The organism is Azoarcus taiwanensis (assembly GCF_012910885.1).
GTDB classification, from domain to species: Bacteria; Pseudomonadota; Gammaproteobacteria; order Burkholderiales; family Rhodocyclaceae; genus Azoarcus_F; species Azoarcus_F taiwanensis.
Genome location: NZ_WTVM01000109.1, coordinates 1 through 13,429 on the forward strand (window position 1 = coordinate 1; position 13,429 = coordinate 13,429).

Consider the following 13,429-nt stretch of genomic DNA (forward strand, 5'->3'; position numbering starts at 1 on the left):
ACCATCGGTTACGGACTGCCGGACTTCGCAGAGGAACTCAACTACGGAGTCGATCTATCAACCATCTGAGGGTGGTATCAGATTGATGGGGTGAAGGTGCCCCATCAACCATTAAATCCGTATACCCGTGTTTTTCAATACGCGCAAACAGGCGTACTCGCATGTCGGCCTGTATGTCGGCGACGGACAATTTCTCCATGCCCCTTCCAGCGGTGGTCAGGTGCGCCTCGAGGACATGAACGGACGATACTGGGTCGCCCGCTACAACGGCGCCCGTCGTCTGATCGACAACGAAAGCAATAGCTGAACACAGCAACCATCGAAGCTGTGCTTGACTCCATCAAGACATCGATGCGCGCAGCCGCTTCCTGCGCCAATGTTCGGCCGGCCCGTGCCGCTCGGCCCACGATGGATGCGTTTGGCTGATCGGTTTGAATCAGCGGCGCTTCGACGCCCGGAACCGGCCGGATAGCGCAATCAACTGAAGCCACAGATCTGCAGGCACCAACGGTGAAGACACTTCAGTGACGTCGCCCCCGCTTTCGCACCAGTTCGACCGGCTTCACCCCGTTGACGGCGCAAGCATCACACCGGGCTGAGTCGAAACGCTTACCCAATGCCTGTTGCAGCGCACACACCGATCTGCGACAGCAGACGACCGTCACCTGCTCGCGTTGCGCAGCTTCGCGAAAGCGCTGCATCACGTTGTGGCCAAGGAAATCGGTGAACAGAATCACGACGTCAGTTCCCGCCGGCAACGGTGCGGACCGTCTTTGATGCGTACTGTCTCGGCCACTGACGTGGCCGGCGATGCGAATTCCGAACTGATTCAACACCTCCGGAATGTTGCCAAGCCGGTCGGCACCGACGACTAACGCGTTCATGCGAGACTCCTTTTTGCGAATCGTTCGCATTAGCGTGCAGTAAAACAAAACTGTTTGCAAGTAGGAATTGTTCTCGTTATTATTTCTCCACTTTCAACCCACCTAAAAGGTGTCTGCATCATGAAGAAGAACGTCGTTGCCCTCTCGATCGCTGCGATGCTCGTCGCGGTTTCAGGCCAGGCCATCAGCGCCGATCAGGAGCTCAACATCTACTCGGCGCGGCACTACCAGACCGACGATGCCCTGTACAGCGAGTTCACCGCGCAGACCGGTATCAAGGTGAACCGAATCGAAGCGCGTGACGACGAGCTGCTCGAGCGCCTGCGCAACGAAGGCACCAACAGTCCGGCCGACGTCTTCATCGCGGTCGACGCCGCCCGCCTGACCGCAGCGGGCGAGCTTGATCTCTTCGCCCCGATCGATTCTGAAACACTGGCCGCACGCATCCCCGAACACCTGCGTACCGACACCTGGATCGCCTTCTCGCAGCGTGCCCGCGTTATTGTTTACAACCCCGAACTGGTCGACGGCGCGCTGGTTCAGACCTACGAGGCTCTCGCCGACCCGGCCCTGCGTGGCAAGGTGTGCACCCGCTCGGGCAGCCATCCCTATAACCTGTCGCTCGGCGCCGCGTTGATGAATCAAATCGGCGCTGAAGCCACTGAGGAGTGGGCAAAGGGCATTGTCGCCAACTTCGCGCGTCCCCCGCGCGGCGGCGACACGGATCAGATCCGTGGGGTTGCAGCAGGCGAATGCGGTGTGGCCATTGCCAACAGCTACTATTTCGTCCGTCTGATGAACTCCGACAAGCCAGAAGACCAGCAGGTCATCGAAGCCGTACGCTACGTCTGGCCCAACCAGGAAACCTGGGGTACGCACGTCAACGTCTCCGGTGCCGGCATGCTGAAGAATGCGCCCAACAAGGAAGCGGCCAAGAAATTCCTTGAATATCTCGCCTCGGATCAGGCGCAGATCTACTTTGCCGACGGCAACAACGAATGGCCGGCCGTGCCGGGTGTGAAAGCAGACAACCCCGCGCTTGAAAGCCTCGGCGAGTTCAAGGCCGACACTACTCCGCTGCAACAGCTTTCAGCCAACATCGCCGAAGCCCAGCGCATCTACGACCGCGCTGGTTATCGCTGATACCGCTATCGCGCCAGCCGAAGCCGCCTACGGGCGGCTTTTTTGATGGATTGCAGGAATCTGTCGGAAAGCGCGTCGTCGGCAACAGACGGCTTTCGATCAGCTCACCATGCCGTCACGGGTTAGCGGTGCCGCTTCGGGGGTTACGGTGGCTGCACGTGCCCTGCCCGCCCCACGAGTCTTCACAATCTGGCGCGAGAGAATGAACATCGGAACCAGTCCGACGGCGACGATCGTCAGCGCTGCAGTCGATGCTTCGGCAAGTCGCTCGTCGGCAGCCAGTGTGTGGGCCTGCGTTGCAAGCGTGTCGAAATTGAATGGCCGCATCACCAGGGTGGCCGGCAACTCTTTCATGACGTCGACGAAGACAAGCAAGCCCGCGGTGAGCAGACTGCCGCGCAGCAAGGGAATGTGCACCCGCCGAAGGGTGGCGAACTTGCCATGTCCGAGACTGCGTGACGCATCGTCCATGCTCGGCGTAATCTTGCCAAGTCTCGAATCCACCGTATGCAGCGCGATGGCCAGAAAGCGGGTCAGGTAGGCGTAAACCAGCGCGGCAATACCACCGGTCAGCACGAGACCCGGATTGACACCAAAAACGCTTTCCCAACCCGATGCGATGAAGTGGTCCAGCCGGGTAACCGGTATCAAGACCCCGACCGCAATCACCGAACCGGGCACCGCATAGCCAAGACCGACGATCCGGTTGGCGGCCGCCGGCACCGGCGATCGCGCCAGCCGCGACGCGTAGGCAAGCAGTACCGCGATGCCGACTGCGAGCACCGCACTCACGGCGGCCAGCAGAAAGCTGTTTCGCGCCAGCGTAAGAAAGCGCGGACCGAACTGCGCATCACCTTCGATGAGGGCCATGTGCAGCAACAAACCGCCCGGCAGCAGGAAACCCAGAAGCAAAGGCATGAAGCAGGCAAAGCTCGCCAGCCACGCACGCGCGCCGACCAGTTCGATTCGCGCCGGCGGGCCCGCCTGTCTGGAGGTATTGTTGAAGCGTGCGCGCCCTCTGCTGAGATGCTCCAGCACCAGCACCAGAATCACGAACCCAAGAAGCAGTGCCGCCAATTGCGCTGCAGCGGTGCGGTCACCCAACGAGAACCAGGCGCGATAAATGCCTGTGGTGAAGGTCTGCACCCCGAAGTAGGCCACCGTGCCGTAGTCCGCGAGCGTTTCCATCAGTGCCAGCGCAGTGCCGGCAACCAGCGCAGGACGCGCGAGCGGCAGCGACACCTGGAAGAAGCAACGCCACGCCCCCAGGCCCAGCGACCGTCCGGCTTCCAGCATGCCCCCGGCACGCTCGAGAAAAGCGGTGCGGGCCAGCAGGTAGACATACGGATAGAGCACGAAGACGAACATCGCCACCGCGCCGCCCACCGAACGCACGTCCGGAAACCAGTAGTCGCCGGCGCGCCAGCCAAAAGTCTCTCGCAGCCAGGACTGGACCGGTCCCACGAACTGCAGGAAATCCGTGTAGGCATAAGCCATCACATAGGCTGGCACCGCGAGCGGCAGCACCAACGCCCACTCGAAGAAGCGCCGGCCCGGGAAGTCATGCATCGTGGTCAGCCAGGCCGCGGTGATTCCGATGCTGGAAACACCCAGGCCGACGCCGAAACACAGAATGATGGTATTGCGGATGAACTCGGGAAGTACCGTCTGTGCCATGTGAGACCAGGTGTCGGACGTGCCGGCCACAAGCACATTGGAAAAGACCGACAGCACCGGCATGGCGATCAGCACCGCAACAATGAAACCGAACACCGTCAGCGCAGACCAACCGGTGATGAACTTTCGTAGCGTGGCTGAAGCCTTCATCTTGATCCCTGTCTGACCGCACGCTCGAAAATCGACACGTGGTCGCTCCCGGCGCAAGGACACTCAGCGCACCGGCTAATGGAACTGTCTCTTGCCCGTCGCCCGGAAGCGAATTACGGAATTATAATGGATCGCATTCAGGATGATCGGGCGCGAGTCATCCCCGGAAGATGGAGCCGCACGAAAAACATGTCACATCTCGAACTGTTCGATATCGAGCTGGCCTTCGGCGAGCACAGCGTGGTGCATCACCTGTCCCTCTCATTGGAGCAAGGGCGCATCGGCTGCCTGCTCGGCCCTTCCGGTTGCGGCAAAACCACAGTGCTGCGCTGTATTGCTGGGTTCGAACGCGTCAAGAGCGGCCGCATTCTGCTCGATGGAAATCTGGTCAGCAGCAGCGAAACCCATCTCGCGCCCGAGCGCCGGCGCATCGGCATGGTCTTTCAGGACTATGCGCTGTTCCCGCACCTGACCATCGCGGAGAACATCGGTTTCGGACTCCGTGACATTCGCAGCGGCGAACGCAATGGTCGGGTACGCGAACTGCTCGCGCTCGTCGGCCTTCTCGGACAGGGCAACAAATATCCGCACGAGATGTCCGGCGGACAGCAGCAACGTGTCGCCCTTGCTCGCGCGTTGGCCCCACGGCCTCGCCTGTTGCTGCTCGACGAACCCTTCTCCAACCTCGACGTGGAATTGCGGGAAAGACTGTCCCATGAAGTGCGCGACATCATCAAGGCAACCCATACCACTGCGGTGCTGGTCACCCATGACCAGCATGAAGCCTTCGCCGTGGCGGACGAGATCGGCATCATGAACCGCGGTCGAATCCAGCAGTGGGATACGCCCTACAATCTCTACCACCGACCCGCGAATCGCTTCGTCGCCGACTTCATCGGCCAGGGGGTCCTGTTGCCCGCCGACGTGATCAGCGATCACCAGGTGAGGATGGAGCTCGGGACACTCAACAGCGTGATTCCAGTCGAGTGTCGGCTTGGCTGCGGAAACAGTACCCACAGTTGTCCGGTCGAGGTGCTGCTTCGACCGGACGATATCATTCACGACGATGCGAGCTCGATGAAAGCCCGGGTGGTCAAGAAGGCATTCCGGGGCGCCGACATTCTGTACACACTCGAACTCGCGAGCGGCGCGAGGGTGTTGTCGCTCGTGCCCAGCCATCACAACCACGGTCTTGGCGAGATGATCGGCATCCGCCTGGATGTGGACCACGTGGTGACCTTCCACGAGGACTCCGAAGAAGCCGCCCACGCTCAGGCAATCAACGCACTGACCTGTTGATGATCCCGTGGCTCGACAAGCGCCCCGACTTTCCGCCGGTGGAGCGCGCGCTGCGTGAGCCGAACGGCTTGCTCGCCGCGGGCGGTGAGCTTTCGCCATCGTGGTTGCTCGCCGCCTATTCGCAGGGAATCTTCCCCTGGTATTCAGACGGCGAACCGCTTCTGTGGTGGAGCCCAAACCCCAGGTTGGTGCTGATTCCGGGCCATATACGGATCACCCGCAGCCTGCGCAAGGTCTTGCGCAGCGGTCGATATCAGATCCGCTTTGACACCGCTTTTGCAGCGGTGGTCCGGGAGTGTGCGGCGCCACGCGGGACGCAAATCGGCACCTGGATTACAGCCGAAATGCAGGCAGCCTATATCCGCATGCACGAACTCGGCCATGCACACAGTGTCGAAGCTTGGCAAGGCGATCGGCTGATGGGCGGTCTGTACGGCATAGCGCTCGGCCGGGCGTTTTTCGGGGAATCGATGTTCAGCCGTGCGAGCGACGCATCAAAATGCTGCCTGGCGTGCCTTGCGCGATTTCTTGACGCACGCGATTTTGCCGTAATAGATTGCCAGATGACGACATCGCACTTGCTCTCCATGGGGGCGGAAGAGGTGCCGAGGGATGTGTTCGTGTCGGCACTTGAGGGTTTCGTCGCCGGCGGCGCGAAACCCGGCCGGTGGCCCGCGCAGCCCGAAGGCATCACGTTTTGAACGAAGGACTTCGACAATCTGACAACGGTTTGTCGGCGGAGACAGCAACAGGCGAAACAGCACACACACGATGCTGAATGACTATCCCTACGCCCTCATCCAGTTCTATGCCACGGCGCCCTACGCGTGTTCGTACCTGCCCGACCATGTCGCCAGGTCGCAGGTCGCGACCCCGGGTCATCTCATCGACACCCCGATCTACAGTGAGCTGGTACGCAACGGTTTCCGTCGCAGCGGTGTATTCACCTACCGACCCTACTGCGACAACTGCCGGCAATGCGTGCCGGTGCGGCTAGCGACAAACAGTGTCACCCTGGACCGAAGCCAGCGCCGGGCGCTCAACCGGCACAAGAATCTGGTCGCGAGCGAAAGGCCGTTGAGCTTTGACGAAGAGCACTACGCGCTCTATCAGCGCTATCAGGCAAGCCGTCACGCAGGCGGAGGCATGGACCTCGACAATCAGGAGCAGTACTCGCATTTTCTGCTCCAGACCAACGTCGACACCCGTCTCGTCGAGTTTCGCGAACCGAACGGCGTATTGCGGATGGTCTGTGTGATCGATCGACTCACCGACGGACTGTCGAGCGTCTATACGTTCTACGACCCGGATGTGCCCTCCGCGTCGTTCGGCACCTACGGCGTGTTGTGGCAGGTGGAAATCTGCCGGAAGTTTGGTCTGCCCTACCTCTATCTCGGCTACTGGATCCGCGACAGCGCCAAGATGGCCTACAAAGTCCGATTCAAGCCACTTGAGGGTCGAATTGGAGGACAATGGCAGGTTATCGGGCCAGACACGCAGGCCTGAGCGAACTCCTGTCGCATGGTCGGACACCACCAATGTGCCATCCACCATTGCGCGCGCCAAACCTGTCATCTAGCCCGATTCGATCATGCTCTACAGTCTTGTCCGCCCTCTGCTCTTCCTGCTCGATGCTGAAAGCTCTCACGATCTGACGATTTCCGGTCTGGCTTCTGCCGGAAAGCTGCTGCCGCCCAAGCCCGTAATCGAAGCGAATCCAGTGGAGGTCATGGGCCTGCGCTTTCCCAACCGGATCGGCCTCGCCGCAGGTCTGGACAAGAATGGCGAGGCGGTGGACGGCCTGGCACGCATGGGTTTTGGTTTCATAGAGATCGGCACCGTGACACCGCGTGCCCAACCAGGCAATCCCAAACCACGCCTGTTCCGGTTGCCCGCATCACGGGCGATCATCAATCGCATGGGATTCAACAATCACGGCGTCGATGCACTCCTTGCGAACATTCGCAATCGCCGCTTCAACGGTATTCTGGGCATCAATATCGGCAAGAATTTCGACACGCCGATCGACAAGGCCACCGACGACTACCTCGCCTGTCTGGACAAGGTGTACGCCGACGCGAGCTACGTGACGGTCAACATCTCGTCGCCGAACACCGCGAATCTGCGTCAGCTCCAGGGCGTATCCGAACTGGACGAGCTCCTCAGCCGTCTGAAGCATCGTCAACAGTCACTCTGCGACGAACACGGACGCTACGTACCCCTTGTGCTGAAAATCGCGCCCGACCTCGAGGCCGATCAGATCATCGACATCGCGAATGCACTGCGCCGTCATCGGATCGACGGCGTGATCGCGACCAACACCACGATTTCGCGTGACCGTATCGCGGGTGATCCGCTCGCCGATCAGCAGGGCGGGCTGTCGGGCGCCCCCTTGTTCGAAAAATCCACCGAGGTTGTCGCCAGCCTGGTGCGCGCCCTCCAGGGCGAGTTGCCTGTGATCGCGGCCGGCGGCGTCCTCGACGGCAAGGGTGCAAAGGCGAAGCTGGACGCCGGTGCGAGCCTGGTACAGATTTACAGTGGCCTCATCTACCGCGGCCCGGACCTGGTCACAGAATGCATTGCCGAAACCCGTTGACGTCCCGCGGCGTCGAATCCCTCACCCCGTCAGGGTTGAGCGGGGCGACGCCGCGGGGGATAATCGCGAGCTGACCACCAAACCGCATCATGAGCAGCTATATATTCGTCGTCATCGGCGCCGTCCTTGTCAACAACGTCGTGCTGGTTCGCATGCTCGGCCTGTGCCCCTTCATGGGCGTGTCGAAAAAGCTCGAGACGGCGATTGGCATGGGCGCTGCTACGACCTTCGTGCTCACCCTCGGCGCGGGCACCAGCTATCTGATCGACACGTACCTGTTGGGGCCGAACGACCTCACCTACCTGCGCACACTGTCCTTCATCGTCGTCATCGCCGGCATCGTCCAGCTTACCGAACTCGTGGTCGAGAAGACCAGCCCCTTGCTCCACCAGGTACTCGGCATCTACCTGCCGCTGATCACCACGAATTGCGCTGTGCTCGGAGTACCTCTTCTCAACGCAGGCATGAACCACAACCTGCTGGAGTCACTGCTGTTCGGTTTCGGCTGTTCGGTCGGCTTCACGCTGGTGCTGGTGCTGTTTGCCGGTATTCGCGAGCGCCTCGACGGTGCCGATGTCCCTGGCCCCTTCAAGGGCACCGCGATAGCGATGATCACCGCAGGCCTGATGAGTCTCGCCTTCATGGGCTTCGCCGGCCTGGATCGGTTCAACTGACCGGGGAGTCTCGAGAGATGAGCAAGAACACGTCGTCGCCGGCCATGCTCCGTTCAGACCACGGGACTTTCGCATGCTGACCGCCCTTCTGGTGATGGCCGGTATCGCGGTCGTACTCGGCGCAGCGCTCGGCTACGCATCGATCCGTTTCAAGGTCGAGGGCGACCCGCTGGTCGACAAGATCGATGCGATCCTGCCCCAAACGCAATGCGGCCAGTGCGGCTACCCTGGCTGCAAGCCCTATGCGCAGGCAATCGCCAACGGCGAGGCCGACATCAACCAGTGCCCACCTGGCGGCGAAGAGGGCATCCGCCATCTTGCCGACCTGCTTGGCCGCGAGTTCAAGCCGCTTTCCGAAGAGCACGGCATCGAGAAACCCAAATCGGTCGCCTTCATCGACGAGCAAACCTGCATCGGTTGCACTTTGTGTATTCAGGCCTGCCCTGTAGATGCCATCGTCGGCGCTGCAAAACAGATGCATACGGTCGTCGAACCGCTATGCACCGGATGCGAATTGTGTCTGGCGCCCTGCCCTGTCGACTGCATCACGATGGAGCCCGTCGTTGAAACAGTCGAAACATGGAAGTGGAAGTATCCGGTGATCGAAATCAGGCAGACGGCATGATCCGAAAGCTTTTCAAGTTTCACGGCGGCGTGCATCCCGAGCCACACAAGAGCGAGTCCGCCACTGCGGCAATCAGGCCCGCCCCGATGCCGTCCGAACTTGTCGTACCTCTTCGCCAGAGCACGCGGGCAGCGGCACGCTGCATCGTCGAAGTCGGACAGCACGTCCTGAAGGGACAACGCATCGGCGAAGCTGAAGGCAAACTGGGTACCGCCGTGCATGCACCGACCTCCGGCGAGGTGATCGCCATCGGCGACCACCCGATGGCGCATCCTTCCGGGCTCACTGCACCGGCGGTGCATATCCGGCCCGACGGTCTGGACCAGTGGATCGATCTGACTCCGTTCGACTACGACGCCAATGATCGCATCAGCATGCTCGCAAACCTGCGTGATGCAGGTATCGTCGGCATGGGTGGCGCGGCCTTCCCCAGTCATATCAAGCTCGGCACTGGCATCGGCATTGAGACACTGGTGATCAACGGCGCCGAGTGTGAACCGTGGATAACCTGCGACGACCGTCTGATGCGTGAACGGGGCAACGCGGTCATCGACGGCGCAGCCATTCTCGCCGAGGTAATCGGCGCCCGGCGCGTACTTATCGGCATCGAGGACAACAAGCCCGAAGCGGTCGAATCCATGCGCAAGGCCGTTGCCGAAGCTCGCCCCGCGCTGCCCATGGACGTCATCGCGGTACCGTCCCTGTATCCCGCGGGCGGCGAAAAACAGCTCATCCGGGTGCTGACCGGCATCGAGATCCCGCACGGCAAGCTCGGTGGCGAGTTCGGCGTGCAGTGCTTCAACACCGGTACCGCGCATGCGGTTCATCGTGCCGTCAGGTTCGGAGAACCGCTTGTGTCGCGAATCGTGACCCTGACAGGCAACGCCGACACCCCGGGCAATTACGAAGTGCTCGTCGGCACACCCATCCAGCATCTTCTGCCTCTGATGGGACCGCGCCCGGATACCGATCGCTTCCTGCTCGGCGGCCCGATGATGGGTTTCGCTCTTACCGACCTTTCGGTGCCGATCGTAAAGGGGTCAAACTGCATCATTGCGGCATCGCCCACATTGTTTCCGCCACCGCCGGCCGAGTTGCCGTGCATCCGCTGCGGCGAGTGTGCGCGTGCCTGCCCAGCCGAGCTCCAGCCGTTCGAGCTTTACTGGTTCTCGCGCTCGCGCAACTTCGGCAAGGCGCAGGAGTATCACCTTTTCGACTGCATCGAGTGTGGCTGTTGCAGCTACGTCTGTCCGTCACACATCCCGTTGGTCGACTACTACCGTTTCGCCAAGAGCGAAATCTGGGCGCGGGAACGCGAGAGCGCAGCCGCTGATCAGGCACGCGACCGCTTCGAATTCCGCAACTACCGGCAAGAACGCGAAAAAACCGAGAAGGCCGCAAAACTTGCTGCCAAGGCGGCCGAAACCAAGGCAAAGCTCGCCGAAACCGAAGGTGTAGATAACAAAGTGCAGGTAGCGGACGGCTCGGAGGATCCGAAGAAGGCGCTGATCGCCGCCGCCCTTGCCCGCGCGAAGCAGCAGAAAGCCGCGATCAAGCCTGCAAATACCGACAACCTTCCGCCCGAGGCCGAAGCAGAGATCGCCGAGATCGAGGCGCGCCGTCAGAAAGCCCTGGGCGGATCGGAGCCAAAACCGCTCGGAGTGCTGACCACCGACAATAACGGCGGCGAGGACAAACAGTCATGATTCATTCGCCCTACGTGCGCAAACCCGCCAGTGTCCGCGCGGTCATGGGACAGGTGCTGCTAGCGCTGCTGCCGGGGGTTGCGATCTACGCGTGGATCGTCGGCGCGGGTATTCTCGTGAACCTTGCCATCGCGACGGTCGTCGCCCTTGCTGCCGAGGCCTTTGTGCTGCGTTTGCGCAAGCGCCCTCTTGCGCCCGCCCTTGGCGACCTCTCGGCCGTGGTGACCGCATGGCTGGTCGTGCTGTGCTTCCCGCTCATCGTGCCGTGGTGGGTGACGACGATCGGTGTGCTCGTCGCCATCGTCGCCGTCAAGCATCTTTACGGCGGACTGGGACAAAACCCCTTCAATCCCGCGATGGTTGCCTATTGCTGCATTATCATCGCCTACCCGTCGCTGATGGCGCAGTGGCCGCCAGCGGGCGAACTCGATTTCCAGACTCAACTCAACCTGATCATGGGCGGCGCACGGGAAATCGACGCCGTCACCGGCGCGACCGCACTCGACGCCATGCGTACCGGGTTGCGCGTCGGCGAAGCCAACGTTGCCGTCATTCTCGAACAGAACGCCTTCGGCGCCATCGGTGGGCGAGGCTACGAATGGATTCCGCTGGGCTACATTATCGGCGGCCTGTTCCTCCTCGCGCGTGGCATCATCACCTGGCACATGCCGGTCGCCTTCATCTCTGCGCTCGCGGCAATCTCCGGCGCCCTCTGGCTCGTGAACCCCGATCAGTTCGCATCTCCGCTTTTCCATCTTGCCACCGGCGGCGCGATGCTCGCCGCTTTCTTCATCATCACCGATCCGGTCTCGGGTGCGACAACGCCGCTGGGCAAGATCATCTTCGCAGCCGGCATCGGGATACTTGCCTATCTAATCCGCTCCTTCGGGGCCTTCCCCGAAGGCATTGCCTTTGCGGTATTGCTGATGAACATGTGCGTACCGCTGATCGATCTGAAGACCCAGCCAGCGGTATTCGGACAGAAACGGAGTCGCGTACCGTGAGCAAATACACCGCGACCCGGACCTCGCTGCGCACCGCAGGCATCATGCTGCTGTTCGCCATGCTGTTCACCACGCTGATGTCGACCACGTATCGCTTCACCAGACCGGCCATTGAGGCGTCGGAGTTCGCAGAGCGCATGCGGCTGATCAACGAAATCCTCCCGCCCCAGACCTACGACAACGCGCTACTCGAGGACTTCGTCGTGGTCGGTCCCACGCCGGAACTCGGGGTCGACCGCCAGGCCAGAGTGTATCGGGCACGCCTGGGTGACGAACCCGCGGCCCTCATCGTTGAGGCCATCGCGCCGGACGGCTACGCCGGACGCATCCAGCTGGCCGTGGCAGTCAGCCACGAGGGACGGATTTCCGGCGTGCGTGCAACCGCCCACTCTGAGACCCCGGGGCTGGGCGACTACATCGATCCTCGCAAGGACAAGGAACGTGCCCGGCCCTGGATCACTCAGTTCACCGGCGCATCCTTCGACCGCATATCACCACAGCAATGGCGTGTGCGCCGCGATGGCGGCGTCTTCGAATATCGCATAGGCGCCACCATCAGCGCCCGTGCGGTCACCGAAGCGACAGGGCGCGCGCTCGCGTGGACCCTTGAACATCGCGAAACGTTGTTCGAGGCCGAAACCGGCAGCCGATTCACCCGGAGCCAAGACAATGACTAAGCCGCGTGTCAGCGAACTCGCCTACAACGGCCTGTGGAAGCAGAATCCCGGCCTTGTCCAGCTACTTGGCCTGTGTCCGATCCTGGCGATCAGCACCACCATGGTGAATGCGGTCAGCCTCGGACTGGCGACGATTCTTGTCATGGCGGTCGCCAATCTCGGGATCGCCCTGCTGCGCAACTTCATTCCCTACGAAATCCGTATCCCGGTGTTCATCCTTGTGATTGCCTCGCTGGTCACGATCGTCGACCTGAGCTTCAACGCCTGGCTGCACGAGCTTTATCTGGTGCTGGGCATCTTCATCCCGCTGATCGTCACGAACTGCATCGTTCTCGCGCGCGTCGAGGCCTATGCCGCGAAGAACGATCCCTGGTCTTCGACGCTCGACGGCGTGATGATGGGTCTCGGCCTTGTGTGGGTGCTGGCAGTGCTCGGCGGCGTTCGCGAACTGATCGGCAACGGCACCCTCTTGCAGGGCATAGACATGATCTTTCCATCCATGTCTGCCATTCAGGTGTTCGGCGACGACTACCCCGACTTTCTGCTGGCGATTCTGCCCCCAGGCGCCTTCTTCGCACTCGGCTGCCTGATCGCCTTGTTCAACTGGCTCAACAGCCGTGCCAGCGCGAAGTCTCAACGCAAGACGCAACCCGCTGCGGGTGAGGCCTCCGTCGAAATCGAAGCCGCCTCGGCATCGGCGAGATAAGCGCGCCGATGAAGCGCGACGCTATCAGAGCGTTCTTCAGCCGCCTCCGGGACGCCAATCCCGAGCCAACGACGGAACTGGAGTTCGGTTCGCCCTACCAGCTGCTCGTCGCGGTGGTACTGTCGGCCCAGGCCACAGACCGCAGCGTCAATATCGCCACACGCAAGCTCTTCACGTTGGCACCGACACCCGAGGCAATGATCACGCTGGGCGAGGAAGGCGTGGCTGAGTGCATCAAGACCATCGGTCTGTATCGCAACAAGGCCCGCAACACGGTCAGCCTCTCAC

The 13,429-nt window shown here is 61.5% G+C and carries 15 protein-coding genes; 13 read left to right on the forward strand and 2 right to left on the reverse strand.

Features of this window, described 5'->3' with window-relative positions; translation table 11 throughout:
- Positions 1 to 127 precede the first annotated feature (127 nt).
- A complete protein-coding gene (locus GPA21_RS15160; protein WP_339379778.1) occupies positions 128 to 307 on the forward strand; it encodes a C40 family peptidase in 180 nt (59 codons plus the stop codon).
- A 214-nt stretch (positions 308 to 521) separates the two neighbouring features.
- Here the strand turns inward: GPA21_RS15160 and GPA21_RS15165 are convergent, their stop codons facing one another.
- The gene (locus GPA21_RS15165; protein ID WP_168988971.1) at positions 522 to 884 is read right to left on the reverse strand and encodes a DUF2325 domain-containing protein; all 363 of its coding nucleotides are present in this window, start codon (positions 882 to 884) and stop codon (positions 522 to 524) included.
- Between the two features lie 120 nt (positions 885 to 1,004).
- Here GPA21_RS15165 and GPA21_RS15170 point away from each other — a divergent pair, with 120 nt between their 5' ends.
- Positions 1,005 to 2,027 (forward strand): extracellular solute-binding protein, encoded by a 1,023-nt coding sequence (locus GPA21_RS15170; protein WP_168988972.1) that lies wholly within the window; start codon positions 1,005 to 1,007, stop codon positions 2,025 to 2,027.
- A gap of 99 nt (positions 2,028 to 2,126) precedes the next feature.
- Here the strand turns inward: GPA21_RS15170 and GPA21_RS15175 are convergent, their stop codons facing one another.
- The gene (locus GPA21_RS15175; protein ID WP_168988973.1) at positions 2,127 to 3,854 is read right to left on the reverse strand and encodes an ABC transporter permease; all 1,728 of its coding nucleotides are present in this window, start codon (positions 3,852 to 3,854) and stop codon (positions 2,127 to 2,129) included.
- 189 nt (positions 3,855 to 4,043) lie between these two features.
- Between GPA21_RS15175 and GPA21_RS15180 the strand changes: the two genes are divergently transcribed.
- From GPA21_RS15180 to GPA21_RS15230, 11 genes are all read left to right on the forward strand, one after another.
- Positions 4,044 to 5,153: an ABC transporter ATP-binding protein gene (locus tag GPA21_RS15180; protein ID WP_168988974.1), complete on the forward strand. Its 1,110-nt coding sequence runs from the start codon at positions 4,044 to 4,046 to the stop codon at positions 5,151 to 5,153.
- Positions 5,153 to 5,854, forward strand: coding sequence for a leucyl/phenylalanyl-tRNA--protein transferase (gene aat / locus GPA21_RS15185; RefSeq protein ID WP_168988975.1), 702 nt, complete (start codon positions 5,153 to 5,155; stop codon positions 5,852 to 5,854). The genes GPA21_RS15180 and aat overlap by 1 nt, the downstream gene beginning before the upstream one ends.
- A gap of 70 nt (positions 5,855 to 5,924) precedes the next feature.
- On the forward strand, positions 5,925 to 6,659 hold the full coding sequence (locus GPA21_RS15190) for an arginyltransferase (RefSeq protein ID WP_168988976.1): 735 nt from the start codon (positions 5,925 to 5,927) through the stop codon (positions 6,657 to 6,659).
- Between the two features lie 85 nt (positions 6,660 to 6,744).
- Positions 6,745 to 7,749: a quinone-dependent dihydroorotate dehydrogenase gene (locus GPA21_RS15195; protein WP_168988977.1), complete on the forward strand. Its 1,005-nt coding sequence runs from the start codon at positions 6,745 to 6,747 to the stop codon at positions 7,747 to 7,749.
- An 89-nt stretch (positions 7,750 to 7,838) separates the two neighbouring features.
- Positions 7,839 to 8,423 carry an electron transport complex subunit RsxA gene (gene rsxA / locus GPA21_RS15200; protein ID WP_168988978.1) on the forward strand — a complete coding sequence of 195 codons (585 nt, stop codon included), beginning with the start codon at positions 7,839 to 7,841 and terminating at the stop codon, positions 8,421 to 8,423.
- 73 nt (positions 8,424 to 8,496) lie between these two features.
- The gene (gene rsxB, locus GPA21_RS15205) at positions 8,497 to 9,048 is read left to right on the forward strand and encodes an electron transport complex subunit RsxB (protein ID WP_168988979.1); all 552 of its coding nucleotides are present in this window, start codon (positions 8,497 to 8,499) and stop codon (positions 9,046 to 9,048) included.
- A complete protein-coding gene (rsxC, locus tag GPA21_RS15210; RefSeq protein WP_168988980.1) occupies positions 9,045 to 10,754 on the forward strand; it encodes an electron transport complex subunit RsxC in 1,710 nt (569 codons plus the stop codon). Before rsxB ends, rsxC begins: the two co-directional genes overlap by 4 nt.
- Positions 10,751 to 11,758 (forward strand): RnfABCDGE type electron transport complex subunit D, encoded by a 1,008-nt coding sequence (locus GPA21_RS15215; protein ID WP_168988981.1) that lies wholly within the window; start codon positions 10,751 to 10,753, stop codon positions 11,756 to 11,758. Before rsxC ends, GPA21_RS15215 begins: the two co-directional genes overlap by 4 nt.
- Before the next feature lie 44 nt (positions 11,759 to 11,802).
- Positions 11,803 to 12,435, forward strand: a complete 633-nt coding sequence (locus GPA21_RS15220; RefSeq protein WP_168988984.1) for an RnfABCDGE type electron transport complex subunit G — start codon at positions 11,803 to 11,805, stop codon at positions 12,433 to 12,435.
- Positions 12,428 to 13,141: an electron transport complex subunit E gene (locus GPA21_RS15225; protein ID WP_168988982.1), complete on the forward strand. Its 714-nt coding sequence runs from the start codon at positions 12,428 to 12,430 to the stop codon at positions 13,139 to 13,141. Before GPA21_RS15220 ends, GPA21_RS15225 begins: the two co-directional genes overlap by 8 nt.
- An 8-nt stretch (positions 13,142 to 13,149) precedes the next feature.
- On the forward strand, positions 13,150 to 13,429 hold a 280-nt coding region (locus GPA21_RS15230), incomplete at its 3' end, for an endonuclease III domain-containing protein (RefSeq protein ID WP_422614157.1).